Genomic DNA, 19,909 nt, shown 5'->3' with positions numbered 1-19,909 from the left:
GGGGGCCGTTCCGGGGGACGGTGACGTCCTCCCCGTGCCCTCCCACGGCTCCTCGCGGCTCCCCGGCGGCCGTCGGCCGGGCGGGCCGCCGCCCCTGCCGCAGCGTGGTGAAGGAAAGGAGTCGAAGCGCTTCGACAGCCTATGGACACCCACTCGTGCTGGAGCTACTGTCGAACCACCCTCAACCGTATCTGTCAGCAGCGCGCACTGTCGAAGCGCTTCACAAGCTTGGAGAGCTGGATGGTCACCCTCGCCGAGGTCGCCCAGCACGCCGGAGTCTCGGCGAGCACGGTGAGCTATGTCCTCAGCGGCAAGCGGTCCATCTCCGCGACCACCCGGCAGCGGGTCGAGCGGAGCATCCGCGAGCTCGGGTACCACCCGAACGCCGGCGCCCGTGCCCTGGCCAGCAGCAGGTCGAACATCATCGCGCTGATGGTCCCGCTGCGCACGGACATGTACGTGCCGGTGATGATGGAGATCGCCATCGCGGTGGCGACCACCGCGCGCACGCACGGGTACGACGTGCTGCTGCTCACCGGCGAGGAGGGCCCGGACGCGGTGCGCCGCGTCACCGGCAGCGGGCTGGCCGACGCGATGATCCTGATGGACGTCGAACTCGACGACGAGCGGCTGCCGTTGCTGCGCGCGACCGACCAGCCGTCGGTGCTGATCGGGCTGCCCGCCGACACCTCCGGGCTGACCTGCGTCGACCTGGACTTCGCGGCGACCGGCGCGCTGTGCGTGGAGCACCTGGCGAAGCTGGGGCACCGCGACATCGCTGTCATCGGCGAGGCCCCCGCGGTGTACGAGCGGCACACCGGCTTCGCGGAGCGCACCCTGGAGGGGCTGCGCGCCCGGGCGCGGGAGCTGGGGCTGCGGCTGCTGCACCGCCCCTGCGAGGGCGGGTACGACGCGACGGCCGTGACCCTCGCCCGGATCTTCGACGAGCGGCCCGGCACCACGGGCTTCGTCGTGCAGAACGAGGCGGCGGTCGAACCGCTGCTCGCCCTGCTGCGCCAGCAGGGGCGGGCCGTGCCCGAGGACGTGTCGGTGGTGGCGGTCTGCCCCGACCAGGTCGCCACCCAAGCCTCGGTGCGGCTGACCTCGGTCGCCATCCCCGCGCAGGAGATGGGCCGGCACGCCGTGGAACACCTGGTCGCCAAGCTCGACGGGCGCGGCAGCGACGAGGTCGTGCTGATCGCGCCCGAGTTGACGGTCCGGGCGAGCTCGGGACCGGCGCCCGGCCGGCCGTAGCGCCCGGCCCGGCCGCAGCCCCCGGGTCCGCCCGCCCGCGCGGCGGTCCGCCCGCACCGGGGCGCTGCCCCGCCCGCACCCCCGCCCGCACCTCCCGTCGGCACCTCCCGCCCGCCTCCTCCACCGGCCCGTCCCGCCCCTCCCCCGGCCGGCTCCCCCGGCCCGCGCTCCCCCGCCGGCGCCCCTGCCGGCACTCCCCTGCCCGCACTCTCCTCAGGAGCATCCCTCGTGACTCAGCCTGCCGAGAAACGGCCCCAGCCGGGCGCGGTCAGCCTCGCCCAGTCCTCCCCCACCGTCGGCACGTTCCGCGAGCGGGACGGCGCGCTGGAGTGGAGCGGCCGCCAGGAGACCGTCCGGATCGAGCCGTGGGGACCGGACGCGGTCCGGGTCCGGGCCCGGCTCGGCGGGCCGGTCCTCGAAGGGCTGCCGGGCGCACTGCTCGACGAGCCGCCGGCCGCCGAGAGCACGGTCGAGGTGGTGGACGGCACGGGGACGCTGACGGTCGGCGCGCTGACCGTCGAGATCGACGCCGAGGGCATGATCCGTTTCCTGCGCACGGACGACCGCACCGAGCTGCTCGCCGAGGAACGCGCCCACTTCTGGTGGCCCGGCCCCCGCCTCCACACCGCGGTCGGCAACGGCCACCACCGTCTGGAGCAGCGGTTCGCCGCCTACGACGACGAGCGGCTGTACGGCCTCGGCCAGCACCAGCACGGGCGGCTGGACCAGAAGGGCCTGGTGGTGGACCTGGTGCAGCGCAACGCCGAGGTCTCCGTCCCGGTGCTCACCTCCAGCCGCGGCTACACGCTGCTGTGGAACAATCCCGCGATCGGCCGGGTGGAACTGGCGCACAACGGCACCCGGTGGGTGGCGGACTCCGCCCGCCAGATCGACTACTGGATCACCGCGGGCGCCCCGGCCCAGGCGCAGCGCCGCTACAGCGCGGTGACCGGCCGCACCCCGATGCTGCCCGAGTGGGCGGCGGGCTTCTGGCAGTGCAAGCTGCGCTACCGCACCCAGGACGAACTCCTCGCCGTGGCGCGGGAGTACAAGCGGCGGAACCTGCCCATCGACGTGATCGTGTGCGACTTCTTCCACTGGACGCACCTGGGCGAGTGGAAGTTCGACCCGAAGGAGTGGCCGGACCCGGCGGCCATGGTGCGCGAGCTGGCCGAACTGGGCATCAAGCTGGTGGTCAGCGTCTGGCCCTCGGTGTCCCCGCTGAGCGAGAACCACCGGCTGATGGAGATGAGGGGCTACTTCATCGGCACCCAGTACGGCCCGATGGCCCACGCCGACTGGCCGGACAAGGAGGTCGCCGCCCCGGTCCAGGTGGCCTTCTACGACGCCACCAACCCCGAGGCCCGGCAGTTCGTGTGGTCGAGGGTGAAGGAGAACTACCTCGACCCGTACGGCATCACCGCGTTCTGGCTGGACGCCTGCGAGCCGGAGCTGAAGCCCGGCTTCCCGGAGAACCTGCGCTACTGGGCGGGCCCGGGCCTGGAGGTCGGCAACCTCTACCCGGCCGAGAACTCCCGCACCTTCCACGAGGGGCTGCGCGCGGCCGGCGAGGAGGAGGTGATCACCCTCAACCGCTCGGCGTGGGCGGGCAGCCAGCGCTACGGCGCCGCCCTGTGGTCCGGGGACATCGGCACCGACTTCGCGACCCTGCGCCGCCAGATCGCGGCCGGCCTGAACACGGCCCTGTCGGGCATCCCCTGGTGGAACACCGACATCGGCGGCTTCCACGGCGGCGACCCGGACGACCCGGCCTACCGCGAGGTGATGGTCCGCTGGTTCCAGTTCGGCGCGCTGTCGCCGCTGATGCGCCTGCACGGCTTCCGCGACCCGGGCATGCCGCTGGGCCCGGAGATGACCGGCGGCCCGAACGAGGTCTGGTCCTACGGCGAGGAGGCCGGCGCGATCCTGGAGAAGTACCTGCACCTGCGGGAGCGCCTGAAGCCGTACGTCCTGCGGGTCATGCGCGAGGCCCACGAGGAGGGCCTGCCGGTGATGCGGCCGCTGTTCCTGGAGTTCCCCGGGGACCGGGCGGCCTGGTCGGTCGACGACGCCTACCTGTTCGGCCCGGACCTGCTGGTCGCGCCCGTCCTGGAGGCGGGCGCGACGGCCCGCACGGTCCACCTGCCGGCGGGCGCGCGCTGGACGGACGCCTGGACCGGGCAGGTGTACGAGGGCGGCCGGCCGGTGACGGTGGACGCGCCGCTGGACCGCATCCCGCTGTTCCTGCGGGACGACGCCCGGCTGCCCGTCGCCGGGTGAGGCGGAGCGCGGCCCGCCCCCTTTGGCCGGAGGGGGCGGGCCGCGCGGCCGTGCGGGGTCAGCTGCTGCTGACCGTCAGGTTGTTGGTGGTGAAGTCCAGGCCGCCGGACGACGAGGTGATCTCGTAGCCGAACTGCACGTCGCCGATGGTCTCGTTGCCCATCCAGCCCTTGGTGTCCTTGATCCACTTCAGGATCGGCAGGATGCTGACCGTGCCGGAGGTGGAGTCGGAGGTGCGCAGGAACGAGAAGACCTCGTTGGCGCCGTTGTCGCCCTTGTAGACGTTCCAGGTGTGGCCGCCGAGGGTGACGCTGCCCTGGGAGGTGCCCAGCGGGCCGACGGCCCCGTGGTGGTTCACCCAGAGCATGATCTCGTAGTCGTAGTCGGTGTCCCAGATGTCGTACGAGGTGTTGTACGCGCCGGCCGACGGGACGGTGACGTTGTAGCTGCTGGTGAGCGAGGTGAGGGAGGTGATCGGCTTGTTGATCACCTTCTTGGCGTTGGGGTAGGACTTGATGCCGCCGGTGTTCGGGTGGTCGGCGTCGACGCCCCATTTGGTGCCGGAGTCGGCCCAGATGCACTGGCGGCCGGCGCCGGAGCCCCAGATGTTGTTGTAGAGCGTGTAGCCGTCGAGCGTCGTGTTGCCCCACTGGTCGCAGGAGCTCCAGACGGCGGCCTGGGCGGGCGCGGCGGCCAGGCCGACGGTGGCGCCCAGGGCCAGGGCCGGGGCCAGCAGGGCCTTGGCGAGACGGCTCGGTGTGCGTGTTGCCATGGTGTCCCTTCCATGGGTGGGGGGATCGCGGTGGATCACCGCGCCTTCACGCGAAGGACGCGGTCTTCTCCGGCGACGAGGTCGAGCGGCTCCGCGCCGGAGGGGGTCCTGAGTTCGATGCGCACGGTGCGGGCCGGCCGGAGGAGGGCCGTGGCCTCCCGCGGGTTCCAGGCGAGGTCCAGTTCCGCGCCGAACCGGGTGCGCACGCCCCTCAGTTCGCCGCTCGGGTACGCGCCCGGCAGCGCGGGCAGCAGCACCAGCCGGCCGGGCGTGGAGTGCACGAGCGTCTCGATCAGCACGGCCGGCAGGGTGTGCGCGGCGTCCGCGTTGTAGACGTCCCGGTCCGGGTAGTGCGCGCTCATCAGGGAGGCGTGGAAGAAGTCGCCGTCCAGGACCTGGCGCAGGGCGTGGGCGACGCGCCCGCCGTCCCCGAGGCGGGCCGCGACGAGGGCGTGGTGGAGGTGGCCGTGCGCGGAGTCGTTCTCGGCGCCGCGCAGCTCCAGCGCCCGGTGGGCGGCCGCGGCCAGGCCGGGGGTGTCGTACGGGGTGATCTCGTCGAGCGGCCAGACGCCGTAGAGGTGGCTGAGGTGGCGGTGGTCGTAGGAGTCCGCCAGGCCGGGCCGGGCCCATTCGGCGAGGGCGCCGTCGGCGTTGACCCGGTGCGGCGGGAGGCGGTCGGCGAGGGCGTGCCAGCGGTCGGCGTGCTCCGGGTGGTAGGCGGCGGCCGTGCGCAGGGCGTGCCGGGCGGCCGAGAGGTCCATCGCCGCGTCGAGGGTGCCCCAGCTCGCGTTCGCGGGCCGGTTCTCCGGGGAGTAGGAGGGGACGACGACGAGCCGGCCGTCGGCGTCGGTGCGGGTGAGGAAGTCCTCGTAGAAGAGGGCGACCTCGGCGAGGGCGGCGGCGGTGCGCGGGTCGCGCACGCCGTAGGTCTCGTCGTGGTCGACGAGCGGTTTGAGCAGCCAGTCGGCGCCCGCGGTCCACAGGTGCAGGGGGTACTCGCGGCTGAAGTGGTACGCGTGCCCGCTCTCGCCGTCGCTGTGCGCGGGCGCGACCACGCCCCGGGCGCCGAAGACCGCGCGGGCGTTGTCCCGCCAGTCGGGGAGCTGCCGGTGGACCAGGGACGCCAGGGCCTCGGTGACCTCGGGCAGGGCCGCGGCGGCGGCGGAGGCGGTCTGGAGGTTGAGGTTGGCGTCGTGGGTGAAGGCGCCCGACCAGGCCGTGTCCCAGTCGCCGGTCCACAGCCCGGTCAGGCGGGGCGGGTTGAGACCGCTGGCGGACAGCAGGTGGTAGCGGCCGGCGGCGAACAGCCGTTCCAGCAGGGCCGGGCCGCCGGTCCGCCGGAGCAGCTCGGAGCCGGGCAGGGCGCGTTCGGCCGGGTCGGCGGCGAGGTCGAGGGTGACGCGCTCGTAGGCGGTGCGGTGCAGGGCGAGGTGCCGGCCGAGGAGGTCGTCGTACGACGCCCCGTGCAGCAGGTCGCGCAGGGCGCGGCCCTCGGCGGCCGCGTCCGCCTCGCCGGTGTGCCGGCGCACCCGGGTCAGCAGCAGCACCTCCCGGGCGCCCTCGACGCGCACGCCGGGCGGCGCGAGGGCGGTGGTGCCGCCGGTGACGGCGATCAGGGTGACGCCGGTGCAGGCGAGGTCGCTGCCGGGGTAGCGGACGCGCAGGCTCAGCAGGGCGCCCTCGGGGGTGAGGACGGATCCCTGGCCGATGCGCAGCCCGGTGGGGGCGCCGGGCAGGCGGGGGTCCAGGCGGAGGCCGAGGGCGAGGTGCGGGGCGGTGACCCGCTGGACGATCACGTCGTCGGCGCGGGAGACGAAGACCCGGCCGGTCCGCTTCCCGCACTCGGCGGTCACCTCGCCGGTGGTGAAGTCGACCGACCGGCGGTAGGGCCGCCCGTCGCCGGCCTGTCCGCGCAGCCGCACCTGGAAGGCGGGGTGGAAGGGGCGCACCCACTGCAGCGGGCGGCCGTCGGTGAAGTCCTCGGCGGCGGTGCGGTCGCCCGCCAGCAGCCGGTCCTGGAGGGCGGGCAGCGCGGCGGCCAGCTCCGGGGGCCGGCGCTGCTCGCCGGGCAGGGGGCGGACGAGGGTGTGGTGGGTGACGACGACCCGTTCGTCGTCCGGGCCGCCGAACACCAGGGCGCCGTGGTGGCCGTTGCCGCTGAGGAAGCCGTCCTCCCAGCGGGCGGCCGGGCGGGGTTCCCAGGTGCCGTGGACGGGGCCGCCGGTCATGACGCCAGCACCCGTACGCCGTAGCGGCCCAGCTCGGCCCGGTCGGTGACCGTCTCCCCCGTCAGCAGGTCGCGGTGGCCGCCCGGCACCTCGACGGTCACCGGCGCGCGCCCGTGGTTCAGCAGGAACAGCAGGTCGCCGCGGCGCACGGCCTCGACGCCCGCCGGGATCCGGTCGAGCACCGGACGGACGCCCGCGCCGGCGGCGATGTCCGCGAGCAGGCCGCGCAGCGCCTCGGGTTCCGGGAGCGTCGAGACGTACCAGGCGCGGCCCTTGCCCAGCACGGCGGGCAGCCCGTCCAGCTCACCGCCGCGGTACGGGACGGTCTCGTCGGCGGTGCCGTCGGCCTCCAGCTCCTCCGACCACAGGGTGCCGCGGAAGCCGTCGCACCCGACGGTCTCCCCGGCGGGCAGCGGCCACCACTCGTGCAGGACGCGGATGCCGAACAGCTCGCGCAGCCGGGCGTCCATGCCGCCGGGCCGCACCCGGTCGTCCCGGTCGGCGATGCCGGTGAGGAAGCCGCACACCAGGGTGCCGCCGCCGCGGACGTAGGACAGGAGGTTGTCGACGGCCGCGTCGGTGAGCAGGTAGAGCTGCGGGGCGACCACCATGCGGTAGCGGGACAGGTCGTGCTCGGGGTGGGCGAAGTCGGTGGTGAGGTGCGCCTCCCACAGGGCGCGGTGCCAGGCGCGCAGGACGACGGGCGGATCCGCCCGGGAGAAGGGGCGGGCCTCCTGGGTGGCGGCCCACCAGGCGTGCCAGTCGTGCAGGACGGCGACGTCGGCCGCGATCCGCGTGCCGGACACGTGGGGGGCGATCCTCGCCAGGTCGGCGCCGAGCCGCTTGACCTCCTGGAAGGCGCGGCCTCGCGGCCCCGCGTGGCCGACCATCGCGGAGTGGAACTTCTCCGCGCCCTGCCGGGACTGGCGCCACTGGAAGTAGCAGACGGCGTCCGCGCCGCGGGCCACGGCCTGGAGGGACCACAGGCGGTTCAGGCCGCGCGGCTTGGGCTGGTCCACGTCCCGCCAGCCGACCGCGCCCGTCGCCTGCTCCATCAGCATCCAGGGCCCCCGGGCCTGCGAGCGCGTCAGGTCCTGCACCAGGGCGCCCTCCTGGGCGCCGAGCGGGTCGCGCGGGTCGGGGTAGAGGTCGACGGAGACGACGTCCTCCTCCTCGGCCCAGCGCCAGCCGTCCTGCCCGAACCACAGCGGCATGAAGTTGGTGGTGACCGGCAGGTGCGGGGTGTGGCGGCGGACGATGTCGCGCTCGGCGGCGTAGCACTCCAGGAGCATGTCGGAGGTGAAGCGCCGGAAGTCCAGGACCTGGGCGGGGTTCTTCAGGTAGTGGGTGCGGCGGGGCGGCAGGATCTCCGCCCAGTCGCCGTAGCCCTGGCTCCAGAAGGCGGTGCCCCAGGCGGTGTTGAGCGCCTCCAGGGTGCCGTACCGGTCCCGGAGCCAGGCGCGGAAGCGGGCGGCGGCCTCGTCGCCGTGGTCGTAGGTGCAGTACTCGTTGTTGATGTGCCACATGGTCAGGGCCGGGTGGCCGGCGTAGCGGGCGGCCAGGGCCTCGGTGATGGCGGCGGCGTGGCGGCGGTAGGCGGCGCTGGAGTGCGAGAAGTGCTGCCGGCCGCCCCACCACTCGGTGCGGCCGTCCTCGTCGCGGGGCAGCGTCTCCGGGTGCAGCCGGCCCAGCCACGGCGGGGGCGAGGCGGTGGGGGTGGCGAGGACGACGCCGACGCCGGCCTCGTGCAGCAGGTCCATCAGCCGGTCCAGCCAGCCGAAGTCCCGTTCCCCGGGGCGGGGTTCGAGCCTGGCCCAGGAGAACACGCCGACGGTGACGGAGTTGACGCCGGCGTCCTTCATCAGGCGGACGTCCTCGTGCCAGGTCTCCTCGGGCCACTGCTCGGGGTTGTAGTCGCCGCCGTAGAGGATGCGGCCGCGGGTGACGTCGCTCAGGTCCGGCATCACACCGGCTCCCCGTACTGGATGCCGCGGCCGTTGGTGGCGAGGTAGACCCGGCCGTACACGCGCGGGTCGCCGGTGATCGCCTCGCCGGTCCAGCCCCACTGGTGGGCGTCGTCGTTGATCCGCACCCAGGTCCTCGCCTCGTCGTCGGAGCGCAGGACGGCGACACCGGTCCCCACCGAGCCGACCTGGTAGAGCGCCGGGTAGGAGGCGCCGCGGGCGGCCCGGCCGAAGCCGAGGCAGTACGAGGCCCGGCAGCTGCCCGCCTTCGTGAAGGCCGCGCCGCCGTCGGTGGAGCGGTACAGCCCGTTCTCCTTGGCGCTCAGCCACAGGTCGCCGGACCGGCCCGGGGCGGCGGCCAGCTTGAACTGGCTGTCCCCCGAGGGCAGTCCGGTGGCCCGCGCGGTGAAGGTGCGGCCGCCGTCGGTGCTGGCGTACAGCGTGCCCGTGCCGGTGTCGTAGGCGTAGAAGCGCGCGGGGTCGAGCGGGTCGGCGACCGGTACGGCGCCTTTGGGGAAGGAGGCGACCTGCGACCACGTCGCCCCGTCGTCCGCCGAGCGGTGGGCGGCGTGCCCGGTGCCGTCCCCGTGCACGAAGGACCACAGCAGCACGCCGCCGTCGGCGCTCGTCGCGATCGGCCCGGGCGCGTTCCGGGCGATCTCCGGCTGGCTCGCGAAGGGCGCCCAGGTGCGGCCGCCGTCGTGCGAGGACGCGCCGTTGCCGTGGTCGCCCCAGCCGGCGCGCACCACGTACGACGGTCTGAGCGCGGCCTGCGCCAGCCCGGTCGCCGTGCCGGTCACGGGGTTGGTCGCCATGCCGCGCGCGGGGGACGCCGCGAGGGACTCGTGGTACAGCACGCCGATGTCCCCGGACCCGCTGATCAGGTGCGCCCGGCCGGTGGGCGGCGAGATCAGCTGGCGCACGGAGGTCTCCTCCAGGCCGCGGATCCGCGGGGCCCAGTTCCTCAGGTCCCGGGTGCCGTACAGGGTGGCGCCGGTGCCGTACACGAGGTGCCGGGAGTCGTACGGGTCGAGGGCGAGGGCCTGGATCCACCAGCCGAACTTGGGCTCGTCCTCGCCCCACTTCAGGTAGGGCGTCTCGGAGACGTCGAGGACGGCCGTGTCCTTCAGGGACGTCCAGGTGCGGCCGCCGTCGGTGGAGCGGAAGACGGTGTCGACGGCCGCCCAGCGGTTGTTGGTGGAGACGACGACGGTGCCGGGGCGGCGGGCGTCGACGGCGACGCCGCCGTAGCCGAAGGTGTCGGCCGCTCCCTCGGCGGTGGTGCCGCCCGGCTTCACCGGGGTGACCTCGGTCCACCGGCCGTCGGTGGTGCGCAGCTTGTGCACGCTGCCGTCGGACTGGCCGTTGGGACCGGGCGCGTCGGCGTACGTGACGTACAGCTCGCGGGCGTGCCGGTCGTAGGCGGCGCGGATCGGGACCTTCGCGGCGGGGCCGGCGGGCTGTCCGGGGACGGCCTCCCAGGTGGTGCCGTCGGTGGTGCGGAACAGGGCGGCGGCGGTGCCGTCGCCGTCGCCCCAGCCGGCGTAGACGGCGCGGCCCGCGGCGACCAGGAGGGTGATGCCCTGGCCGGTGGCGCGGGGGGCGGCCGGGAAGGCCGCGGGCTGCCAGGTGGCGCCCCGGTCGGCCGACTTCAGCAGCCCGTCGTGCCGGGTGCCCAGCCACAGGGTGTCGCTGTCGCGCGGGTCGACCAGCAGCCGCTCCCCGCAGCCGCGTCCGTCCTCGTTGGCGCCGAGCTTGACGGTGAGGTCGGTGCGCCGCCAGGTGGCGCCGCGGTCCTCGGAGCGCAGGACGGCGCCGTCGGACGCCCAGGGCTGGGCGTAGGTGCCGACGGCGAGGTAGAGCCGGTCGGGGTGGGCGGGGTCGACGGCCATCGCCTCCACGCCGAGCAGGTTCCAGTCGTCCCAGCCGAGGTGGTCCAGCAGCGGGATCCAGCGGGCGGCCCGGTCGTCCCAGCGGTAGGCGCCGCCGATGTCGGTGCGGGCGTAGGCCAGGCCGCGCACCGAGGGGTGGAAGAGGACGCCGGTGATGAAGCCGGTGCCGCCGATGACGGCGTTGCGCCAGCGGTAGGCGGGGGCGGCGGCCGGTTCGGCGGCGTGCGCCCGTCCCCCGGCGGACGGCAGGGCGGCGAACGCGGCGGTGGCCGCGGTCCCGGCGAGAACGGCACGACGGCTCAGACGGGACGCGTACATGACATACCTCGTTCTGTGCGGCTCGGGGGTCTGGGGCCGCCGCGGCCGACCGCTGGGCAGGAGCAGGTCGGCCGCGGCGGGGTCTTCCGGGTGTCCGGCGCGGGGGTCAGCCCTTGACGGCGCCGGTGAGCATGCCCTTCTTGAAGTGGCGCTGGACGAACGGCGACAGGACGGCGACGGGCAGCAGGGCCATGACCATGACGGCCATCTGCACGGCCAGGCCGGACAGCTCCCCGGTCTTGATCGCCTGGCCGAGGCCGACCGGCGCCTCCTGCTTCTGCACGAGCTGGATCATGACGTTCTGCAGCGGCATCATGTCCTGGTCGTTCAGGTAGAGGGAGGCGTTGAACCAGGCACTCCAGTACCCGACGGCGTAGAACAGGGTGATCACCGCCAGGACCGCCCGGGAGAGCGGCACGACGATCTGCCACAGGATGCGGACGTCCCCGGCGCCGTCGATCCGGGCGCTGTCGATCAGCTCCTGCGAGATGCCCATGAAGAAGCCGCGCAGCACCAGGATGTTGAAGACGCTGACCGCGCTCGGCAGGATCAGCGCCAGATAGCTGTCCGTCAGCCCCAGCGACTGCACCAGCAGGTACGTGGGGATGAGGCCGGCGCTGAAGAACATGGTGGCCAGCAGCAGCATCAGCAGCCAGCGGTGGCCCAGGGAGCCGCTGCGGGACAGGCCGTAGGCGCACAGCACCGACACCGTCATCGAGAACAGCGTGCCGACGAGGGTGACCAGGACGCTGATGACCGCGGCGCGGGTGACCTGGCCGCCGCTGAGCAGTTCCTGGTAGGCGACGAAGGTGATGTCCTCGGGGATCACCACCAGGCCGCCGGCCTCGTCGATGGCCCGGCGCGAGGACAGGCTGGTGACCACGACGATCCACAGCGGGAACAGGATCGCCAGGCAGGCCAGGGCCAGCACCAGCCCCTTGGCGGCGAGTCCGGCCGGGCCGGGCTTCTCCTCCCACACCGGCCGGGGCGGCGCGGCCCACCGGCCGGGCCCGCGGGCGGGCCGGTGCGCGGGTTCGTCGATCACGGCGGTCATTTCTTGTACACCCCCTGCTCGCCCATGAGGTGGGCCACCTTGTTCGCGGCCAGGACCAGGCCGAGACTGACGACGCCCTTGATCAGGCCCGCGGCGGCCGCGTAGCCGAAGTCCTGGTTGCGCACGCCGTTCCACCACACGAACGTGTCCAGGACCTCCGCGGCCCCCGGTCCGACGGCGTCGCGCTGGAGCAGGATCTGCTCGAAGCCGACGGTGAGGGCGTCGCCGACCCGCAGCACCAGCAGCAGGGCGATCACCGGGCGCAGCGCGGGCAGGGTGACGTGCCACATGCGGCGCCAGCGTCCGGCGCCGTCCATCGCGGCGGCCTCGTACAGGTCGGGGCTGACCGAGGCCAGCGCGGCGAGGAAGACGATGATCCCCCAGCCGGCGTCCTTCCACACGCTCTGCGCGGTGATCAGGAGCGCGAAGGTGTCCGGGTCGGTCATGAGGTCGAGCCCGTCGTACCCGTGCTGCCGCAGCAGCTGGGAGAGGATCCCGGCGCCGCCGAAGATCTGCTGGAAGACGGCGATGACCAGCACCCAGGAGAAGAAGTGCGGCAGGTACAGGACGGCCTGCGCGACCGCCCGCACCCGGGGCCGGACCACGCTGTTGATGAGCAGCGCGAGCAGGACGGGGACCGGGAAGAACAGCACCAGCTGGAGGAAGAACAGCACCAGCGTGTTCCGCACGGCGTTCCAGAAGGCCGAGTCCTCGAAGATGCGCTGGAAGTTGTCCAGGCCCACCCAGGGGCTGTGCAGGATGGAGACGACCCCGTTGTCGCTGACGTAGGGGTCGTACTCCTGGAAGGCGACGACGTTGCCCAGGATCGGTGCGTAGTTGAAGAGCAGCACCAGCAGGACGGCCGGCAGCGTCATCAGCAGCAGGACGCGGTCGCGCCTGAACCGGAGCCTCAGGCTCGGTCTTCCGGTCGGTTTCTTCCCGGGCCCGGCGGCGTCGCCGGGCGGCGCCGGGGTCTTCTCCGTCATGTCGGCCTCGGTCCCGCTCCGAGGCACCGTGCTGTGGGACACGGCCGTTCTCCTCGCCTCGGTGCCGGTCAGCTCGCCGCCGAGCCGTTCTCGTCGAGCAGCTTCTTGTACCAGTCGCGCAGTTCGTCGCCGCCCTTGCTCCGCCAGTCGGAGACGGCCTGCTGCACGTCGCTCATCTTCTTGCGGCCGCGGACGAAGTCGTCCTCCAGCTGCTCGAAGTCGTTGGAGAGGTTGGTCCAGCGGGCGGGCTCGGTGATCTGCATGCCGTAGAACGCCGACTTCCTGGTGAAGGCGCCCATCCGCTGCTGCCACTCGACCTGGCCCCTGGCGACCTCGGGGAAGTCGGGGTGGGCGATGGTCGGAGCGGGGCTGGCGATCATCACGTAGGCGTTCATCACGTCGATGTTGCCCTGGTCGGTCTTGGTGGGGACGCCGTCCTCGACCGTGTAGTGGGTGCCCTCCACGCCGTAGTTGGTGAGCATGTACTCCTTGGTGCCGTACGGCGCGGCGGTGACGTTGGCGACGGCCAGCACGTCGCGGATCTTGTCCTCGGACGCCTTCTTGTTGACGAAGGCGAAGATGCCGGCCGGGTTCTTGGCCCACAGCGTGGGGTCACCGCCGTCGTGGCCGAAGATGTCCATGCCCCAGATCTCGAAGTCCGGGTTCTGCGTGGCCTGTTCGGCGGTGCGGCTCCACCACTGCGACATGTCCTGGTTGTAGATGAGGAACTCGCCCGCGGCGAACTTGGGCCCGGGGTCGGTGGCGTTGCTCTTGCCCAGCTCGGCGTCGGGGTGGACGACGCCGGCGGCGAACAGCTTGCGCGTCCACTCCAGCGCCTCGAGGTACTCGTCGGTCTCGACGCGGTAGACCAGCTTGCCGTCGACCTCGTTCCAGCCGAGCGACTTCTCCTCGCCGGAGAGCACGCCGAAGGCGTTGAAGGCGGTCCACTTCATGTCCAGGCAGGCCCAGCGCTTGGCCCTGGCGTTGGTGATCTCCTTGGCCAGCGCCATGAACTCGTCGGCCGACCCGGGGACCTCGTACCCCTCCTCGTCGAAGACGTCCTTGCGGTACAGGGGCACGATGCCGGTGACGTACGAGGACGGCATGGGCAGGCCGCGCAGCTTGCCGCCGAAGAGGGAGCGCTGCCAGGCGTCGGTGGGGATCGCCGCGAGGTTCGGGTAGTCCTTGACCGCGTCGCCGGACAGGTAGGGGCCCAGGTCGGCGAACTTGCCGATGACGGCGCTGGGGATCTTGCCCGTCATGTTCCAGCCGGGCACGACCACCACGTCGGGCACGTCGCTGGAGGCGAGGACCGCGCCGAGCTTCTGGTCGTAGGTGTTGCCGTCCTGGTTCCGCCAGACCACGTCGACGCCGATGAGGTCGTTCATCGCCTTGTAGTAGGCGTTGCCGTCCTTGGGCGGGGAGCCCCAGAACGGCGACATGACGGTGATCCGGCTGCCCCTGCCCAGCTTCTCGGGCACCGACGTCTTCAGGTCCGCGAGGTCGAGCTTGCCGGTGAAGCCGACCGCGGAGCCGTTCTTGCTGGGGATGTCGGGGGTGACGACGTTGCCGGCCACGTACGCCGGCAGCAGTTTCCTGGCGTCCTTGCCCGACGTGGTGCCCTCGCGCGAACCGGCGCCGGATCCGCCGCCGCACGCGGCGAGCAGGGGCATCCCTCCCGCCACCGCTGCGGTGGCGACCGCCGTGGAGGCGAGGAAGCTTCTCCGGGTGGGGGCGGAGGCGTTCGGCGTCATTGCGTCAACCCTTCGTGGCGCACCAGGACACCCGGCGGTGGGCCGTCGGCTGCGGTGTCTCGAGTGGAACTGGCTGAGCTGAAGCGGTCGTCCGACGAGTGCGCACCGCCCGGCGGCGACCTCTTCGTCGAAGCGCTTCGATGTTGCTGCGAGGTTAAGTGAACGCCTGGGGGCGCACAAGGGTCGTTCCCAAGATTCCTCGGAGGTCTCCAGGGACCCGGCCGCTCTCCTGGCCGGCTTGGAATGTCGGCGAGGATTCGCGGTTGTCGCGTCGGAGTGTCTTGACACCCGACCCGAGGCGAATGAGCATCGAAGCGCTTCGAAAGCGCCTCGCCGCTCCTTCGCAAAGGGAACCTCACGTGACCGAACCCACGCCGCCCGCACCGCCTTTCCGCGACCCGAGCCTGCCGCTCGCGAAGCGCGTCGACGACCTGTTGTCGCGGCTCACCCTGGAGGAGAAGACGGCGTTCCTGCACCAGTTCGCGCCCGCCGTCGAGCGGCTCGGCGTCGCCGCCTTCCGCACCGGCCAGGAGGCGCTGCACGGCGTGGCGTGGATGGGCCCGGCGACGGTGTTCCCGCAGGCGGTGGGGCTCGGCGCGACCTGGAACCCGGACCTCGTGCGGCGGGTCGGCGAGGCGGTGTCCCAGGAGGCCCGCGCGATGCGGGCCCGGGACGAGCGCGTCGGCCTCAACGTCTGGGCGCCGGTGGTCAATCTGCTGCGCCACCCCCTGTGGGGCCGCAACGAGGAGGGCTACTCCGAGGACCCGAAGCTCACCTCGGCCATCGCCACCGCCTACACCCGCGGTCTGCGCGGCGGCCACCCGGTGTACTGGCGCACGGCGCCGGTGCTGAAGCACTGGCTCGCGCACAACAACGAGACGAACCGGGACACCACGTCGAGCTCGGTCCGCCCGCGCGTGCTGCACGAGTACGACCTGCGCGCCTTCCGCGAGACCGTCGAGGCGGGCGCGGTGGCCGGGGTCATGCCGGCGTACAACCTGGTCAACGGCCGCCCCAACCACGTCTCGCCCTATCTGCGCGAGCACCTGCGCACCTGGACGGACGAGGAGCTGCTGGTCTGCTCGGACGCGGGGGCGCCCTCCAACCTGGTCGACTCCGAGCACTACTTCGCCACCCACGAGGAGGCGACCGCCGCCGCGCTGCGGGCCGGCGTGGACAGCTTCACCGACCACGGCACGGACTCCTCGACGATCGTCGGACGGGTCCGGCGGGCGCTGGAGCGGGGCCTGCTCACCGAGGCCGACGTCGACGCCGCCGTCCGCCGCCAGCTCTCGGTCCGCTTCCGGCTCGGCGAGTTCGACGCCCACGACGACCCCGGCGCGTTCGACACGCCGGAGCACCGCGCCCTGGCGCAGGAGGCCGCCGAGCAGGCGGTCGTGCTGCTGAAGAACGACCGCCTGCTCCCCCTCGCCCCGGGCGCCACCCGCCTCGCCGTGGTGGGCCTGCTCGCCGACGAGTGCAAGCTCGACTGGTACAGCGGCACGCTGATCCGCCGCTCCACCCCGCTGGAGGGCCTGCGCGAGCGGTTCGGCGCCGGGCACGTGGAGTTCGCGGAGGGCGTGGACCGCATCCTGCTGAAGACCCGTGCGGGGACGTTCCTCCAGGTGCCCGCGGCCGAGGACGCCCCCGAGGAGGTGCGCGGCGCCGAGGGCGCCCTCGACCCGGCGCTGCTCGCCGGCCGCACCGACCTGCCCCCGCTGACCACCGGTGCCGCCGGCACCGAACTCGCCCTGGCCGACTGGGGCGAGGGCGTCCTCACCCTGCGCGCGCCCGACGGCCGCTACCTCTCGGTCGCCGAGGACGGCCGGCTCCGCGCCTCGGCGGACCAGCCGGGGGGCTGGGTCGTGCAGGAGACGTTCCGTCTGGAACCCCACGGCGACGGTCACCTCCTCAGGCACACGGGAACGGGCCGCCACGTGACGGTCGCCGCCGACGGCGTGCGGGTTGCCGCCCCGGACGAGGGGGATCCGGAGGTCTTCGAGCTGGTCGTCGTCGAGCGCGGCGAGGAGGCGGTGGCGCGCGCCGCGGCCCGGGCCGACGTGGTCGTGGTGGTCGCGGGCAACGACCCGCACATCAACGGCCGCGAGACCGAGGACCGCACGACGCTGCGGCTGCCCGGGCACCAGGAGCGGCTGCTGCGCGCCGCCCGCGCCGCCAACCCGGACACGGTGCTGGCGCTGGTCTCCTCCTACCCGTACGCCGTCGACCACGCGGACCTGCCGGCCCTGCTGTGGACGGCGCACGGCGGCCAGGCCGCCGGCGCCGCCCTGGCCCGCGTCCTGGCCGGCGACGTCTCCCCCGCCGGGCGCCTGCCGCAGACCTGGTACGCCGACGACGCCGACCTGCCCGGCCTGCTCGACTACGACGTGATCGGCGGCCGCCAGACCTACCTGTACTTCGAGGGCACGCCCCTGTTCCCGTTCGGGCACGGCCTGTCGTACGCGTCCTTCGCCTACGGCGGCCTGGCGGCCCGGGTGGGCGAGACGGCGGTGCACGTGTCGTTCACGGTCACCAACACCGGCGACGTCACCGCCGACGAGGTGGCCCAGCTCTACGTGCGGGCCCTCGACCCGTCGGTCCCGCGTCCGCGCCGCGAGCTGGTGGGGCACCGCCGTCTCACGCTCGCCCCGGGCGAGACGGCCGAGGCGGACTTCGAGGTGCCGCTGTCCGCCTTCGCGTTCTGGGACGTGGCGCACGGCCGGTGGCGGGTGGAGCCGGGCCCGTACGCCCTGCTGGCGGGCGCCTCCAGCGAGGACGTCCGGCTGCGGACGACCGTCACGCTCGACGGCGAGCCGGCCGCGCCGCGCCCGGTGCTGCGGCGCGGCCTGGCGGCGGCCGACTTCGACGAGCAGAGCGGCGTCGAGATCGTCGACCGGACGAAGGAGGCGGGCGACGCGGTGACGCCCGCGGCCGGGCGGACCGGTGAACTGGTCTTCCGCCGCTGCGACTTCGGGGCGGGCGTCGCGGAGGTGACCGTGACGGTGGCGGGCGAGGGCACCGTCGAGGTCCTGCTCGACGACGGTCCGGTGCTCGCCGCGCTGACCCCCGGGGCGCCCGCCTCCGGCCCGTACGACTACACCACCCTCGGCGCGCCGGCCGCCGCCCGGGGCGTGCACGACGTGCGTCTGAGGCTGCGCGGCCCGCTGCGGCTCGCGCACGTCGGCTTCTCCGGCTGAGGGTCCGGAGCGGACCGACGGCAGGAAGGGGCCCGGCGCCGGAGGCATCGGCGCCGGGCCCCTTCGCGGAGCCTGCGGGGGGGTTCCCGTCGGCTAGAGGGCGAGTCCGGTGAGGACCATCACCCGCTCGTAGGTGTAGTCCTCCATCGCGAACCGCACGCCCTCGCGGCCCACGCCGGACTGCTTGACGCCGCCGTACGGCATCTGGTCGGCGCGGTAGGAGGGCACGTCGCCGATGACCACGCCGCCGACCTCCAGGGCCCGATGGGCGCGGAAGGCGGCCTGCAGGTCGTGCGTGAACACGCCCGCCTGGAGGCCGTACTTGGAGTCGTTGACGGCGGCGAAGGCCGCAGCCTCCCCGTCCGCCCTCTGCACGGTCAGGACGGGCCCGAAGACCTCCTCGCAGGAGATCGTCACGCCGGCCGGCACGTCGGCCAGGACGGTCGGCGCGTAGGAGGCGCCGCCGCGCTTGCCGCCGGTGAGCAGCGCGGCCCCGGCCGCCACGGCCTCGTCCACCCACGCCTCCACCCGCCGGGCGGCGTCCTCGCTGATCAGCGGGCCGACGTCGGTGGCGTCGTCGTTCGGGTCGCCGGTGACCTGGGCCTCGACGGCGGCGACGATGCGCGGCAGCAGCCGGTCGTACACCGAGGCGTCGGCGATCACGCGCTGCACGGAGATGCAGGACTGGCCGCCCTGGTAGTTGGAGAAGGTGGCGATGCGCGCCGCGGCCCGGTCCAGGTCCTCGTCACTCGCCCAGTCGGCCAGCACGACCGCCGCGCCGTTGCCGCCCAGCTCCAGCGTGCAGTGCTTGCGCGGCACCGAGTCCATGATCGCGTAGCCGACCTTCTCGGAGCCGGTGAAGGAGATGACCGGCAGGCGCTCGTCCTGGACGAGGGCGGGCATGCGGTCGTTGGGCACCGGCAGGATGCTCCAGGAGCCGGCCGGCAGCTCGGTCTCGGCCAGCAGCTCGCCGAGGACCAGCGCGGACAGCGGGGTCGCCGGGGCCGGCTTGAGGATGATCGGCGCGCCGGCGGCGACGGCCGGGGCGACCTTGTGGGCGCACAGGTTCAGCGGGAAGTTGAACGGCGCGATGCCGAGCACGACACCCTTGGGGAAGCGGCGGGTGAGGGCGAGCCGCCCCTGGCCGCCGGGGTCGGTGTCCAGGCGCTGGGCCTCGCCGCCGTTGAACCGCCGGGCCTCCTCGGCCGCGAACCGGAACACCGACACCGCGCGCCCGACCTCGCCCCGGGCCCACTTGACCGGCTTGCCGTTCTCGGCGGAGATCAGCCGCGCGATCTCCTCGGTGCGCTCGGCCAGGCGCCGGGCGACGTGGTCGAGGGCGGCGGCCCGTGCGTGGGCGGGGGTGGCGGCGAACTCGTCCCGGACGGCGTACGCGGCGGCCACGGCCTCCTCGGTCTGCGCGTCGGTCGGCACGCTCACCGTGCCGACGAGACGGCCGTCCCACGGGGAGGTGACGTCGAAGGTGTCCTCGCCGGTGGCCTGGCGGCCGGCGAGCCAGAAGGCGTGGGTGGCCCCCACGTTCTTTTCCTGGGGCATGGGTGGGTTCCGGCCCTTCCGCATCGGGGGTGGGTACATGATCTGCTGGATCCACGGTAGGGGCCGGACGGCGGAGGGTCGTTTGTCCGGGGCGTAGCAGTGACCGGCGAGGACGCGCCGGATTGGCGTACGGCTACTCGCCGGCGGTCGCCTTCAGCGCCAGCCACAGCTCCATCCGCACGTCCGGGTCGTCCAGCGACCGGCCGAGGATCTCCTCCACGCGCCGCATCCGGTAGCGCAGCGTGTGCCGGTGCACACCGAGGTCGGCCGCCGCCGCGTCCCACTGCCCGTGCCGGGACAGCCAGGCCCGCAGGGAGGCGACGAGGTTCCCGCGGCCGGTCGCGTCGTGCTCGCGCAGCGCCCGCAGCAGCCCGTCGGCGAACGCCCGCACCGCGTCGTCGGCGAGCAGCGGCAGCACCGAGCCGGAGGCGAGCCGCTCGTGCTCGACGAGCACCCGCCCGCGCCGCCGCGCCACCGACAGCGCCTGCTCGGCCTGCTGGTACGCGGCGGCCGCGGCGCCCGGCCCGGACGGCGCCGACAGGCCGACGACCAGTTCGTGCTCCTCGCCGCCCGCCGGCCGCTCGCGCACGGCCCGGGTCCGGCCCGCCGCCAGCGCCGCCGCGTACGCGCCCCAGGCGGCGACCGCCGCGCCG

At 73.9% G+C, this 19,909-nt stretch carries 12 protein-coding genes; 3 read left to right on the top strand and 9 right to left on the bottom strand.

Features of this window, described 5'->3' with window-relative positions; genetic code table 11:
- The first annotated feature begins 240 nt into the window (after window positions 1-240).
- Both ABD363_RS16720 and ABD363_RS16715 read left to right on the top strand, forming a co-directional pair.
- Window positions 241-1,254, top strand: a complete 1,014-nt coding sequence (locus tag ABD363_RS16720; protein WP_344604193.1) for a LacI family DNA-binding transcriptional regulator — start codon at window positions 241-243, stop codon at window positions 1,252-1,254.
- Window positions 1,255-1,482: 228 nt separating this feature from the next.
- Window positions 1,483-3,534: a glycoside hydrolase family 31 protein gene (locus ABD363_RS16715; protein ID WP_344604191.1), complete on the top strand. Its 2,052-nt coding sequence runs from the start codon at window positions 1,483-1,485 to the stop codon at window positions 3,532-3,534.
- Window positions 3,535-3,592: 58 nt separating this feature from the next.
- Here the strand turns inward: ABD363_RS16715 and ABD363_RS16710 are convergent, their stop codons facing one another.
- The 7 genes from ABD363_RS16710 to ABD363_RS16680 all read right to left on the bottom strand — a co-directional run bounded on the left by ABD363_RS16710 (window position 3,593) and on the right by ABD363_RS16680 (window position 14,502).
- Window positions 3,593-4,306 (bottom strand): glycoside hydrolase family 12 protein, encoded by a 714-nt coding sequence (locus ABD363_RS16710; protein WP_344604189.1) that lies wholly within the window; start codon window positions 4,304-4,306, stop codon window positions 3,593-3,595.
- A gap of 35 nt (window positions 4,307-4,341) precedes the next feature.
- Window positions 4,342-6,534 carry a glycosyl hydrolase family 95 catalytic domain-containing protein gene (locus ABD363_RS16705; protein ID WP_344604187.1) on the bottom strand — a complete coding sequence of 731 codons (2,193 nt, stop codon included), beginning with the start codon at window positions 6,532-6,534 and terminating at the stop codon, window positions 4,342-4,344.
- On the bottom strand, window positions 6,531-8,498 hold the full coding sequence (locus ABD363_RS16700; protein WP_344604185.1) for a beta-galactosidase: 1,968 nt from the start codon (window positions 8,496-8,498) through the stop codon (window positions 6,531-6,533). The genes ABD363_RS16705 and ABD363_RS16700 overlap by 4 nt, the downstream gene beginning before the upstream one ends.
- Window positions 8,498-10,708 (bottom strand): WD40/YVTN/BNR-like repeat-containing protein, encoded by a 2,211-nt coding sequence (locus ABD363_RS16695; protein WP_344604183.1) that lies wholly within the window; start codon window positions 10,706-10,708, stop codon window positions 8,498-8,500. The genes ABD363_RS16700 and ABD363_RS16695 overlap by 1 nt, the downstream gene beginning before the upstream one ends.
- Before the next feature lie 106 nt (window positions 10,709-10,814).
- The gene (locus ABD363_RS16690; protein ID WP_344604181.1) at window positions 10,815-11,762 is read right to left on the bottom strand and encodes a carbohydrate ABC transporter permease; all 948 of its coding nucleotides are present in this window, start codon (window positions 11,760-11,762) and stop codon (window positions 10,815-10,817) included.
- On the bottom strand, window positions 11,759-12,790 hold the full coding sequence (locus ABD363_RS16685; RefSeq protein ID WP_344604179.1) for an ABC transporter permease: 1,032 nt from the start codon (window positions 12,788-12,790) through the stop codon (window positions 11,759-11,761). The genes ABD363_RS16690 and ABD363_RS16685 overlap by 4 nt, the downstream gene beginning before the upstream one ends.
- Before the next feature lie 26 nt (window positions 12,791-12,816).
- On the bottom strand, window positions 12,817-14,502 hold the full coding sequence (locus tag ABD363_RS16680) for an extracellular solute-binding protein (protein WP_344604177.1): 1,686 nt from the start codon (window positions 14,500-14,502) through the stop codon (window positions 12,817-12,819).
- Between the two features lie 359 nt (window positions 14,503-14,861).
- Between ABD363_RS16680 and ABD363_RS16675 the strand changes: the two genes are divergently transcribed.
- Window positions 14,862-17,699 carry a glycoside hydrolase family 3 C-terminal domain-containing protein gene (locus tag ABD363_RS16675; protein WP_344604175.1) on the top strand — a complete coding sequence of 946 codons (2,838 nt, stop codon included), beginning with the start codon at window positions 14,862-14,864 and terminating at the stop codon, window positions 17,697-17,699.
- Between the two features lie 93 nt (window positions 17,700-17,792).
- Here ABD363_RS16675 and ABD363_RS16670 read toward each other — a convergent pair whose 3' ends face one another.
- Together ABD363_RS16670 and ABD363_RS16665 are read right to left on the bottom strand one after the other, a co-directional pair.
- Window positions 17,793-19,238, bottom strand: a complete 1,446-nt coding sequence (locus ABD363_RS16670; protein WP_344604353.1) for an aldehyde dehydrogenase family protein — start codon at window positions 19,236-19,238, stop codon at window positions 17,793-17,795.
- Window positions 19,239-19,389: 151 nt separating this feature from the next.
- A partial coding sequence (locus tag ABD363_RS16665) for a PucR family transcriptional regulator (protein ID WP_344604173.1) occupies window positions 19,390-19,909 on the bottom strand: 520 nt, incomplete at its 5' end.

This window comes from Streptomyces glaucus (assembly GCF_039533365.1).
Lineage (GTDB): Bacteria > Actinomycetota > Actinomycetes > Streptomycetales > Streptomycetaceae > Streptomyces > Streptomyces glaucus.
Note: the sequence above shows the minus strand (reverse complement) of the source record. Positions and strands in the feature narration are given on the sequence as shown.

What these genes read in the sequence shown, in the direction of transcription:
- ABD363_RS16720 (WP_344604193.1), top strand. Translation starts at nt 241, where the DNA reads ATGGTCACCCTCGCCGAGGTCGCCCAGCACGCCGGAGTCTCGGCGAGC.
- ABD363_RS16710 (WP_344604189.1), bottom strand. Translation starts at nt 4,306, where the DNA reads ATGGCAACACGCACACCGAGCCGTCTCGCCAAGGCCCTGCTGGCCCCG.
- ABD363_RS16700 (WP_344604185.1), bottom strand. Translation starts at nt 8,498, where the DNA reads ATGCCGGACCTGAGCGACGTCACCCGCGGCCGCATCCTCTACGGCGGC.
- ABD363_RS16690 (WP_344604181.1), bottom strand. Translation starts at nt 11,762, where the DNA reads ATGACCGCCGTGATCGACGAACCCGCGCACCGGCCCGCCCGCGGGCCC.
- ABD363_RS16695 (WP_344604183.1), bottom strand. Translation starts at nt 10,708, where the DNA reads ATGTACGCGTCCCGTCTGAGCCGTCGTGCCGTTCTCGCCGGGACCGCG.
- ABD363_RS16680 (WP_344604177.1), bottom strand. Translation starts at nt 14,502, where the DNA reads ATGACGCCGAACGCCTCCGCCCCCACCCGGAGAAGCTTCCTCGCCTCC.
- ABD363_RS16705 (WP_344604187.1), bottom strand. Translation starts at nt 6,534, where the DNA reads ATGACCGGCGGCCCCGTCCACGGCACCTGGGAACCCCGCCCGGCCGCC.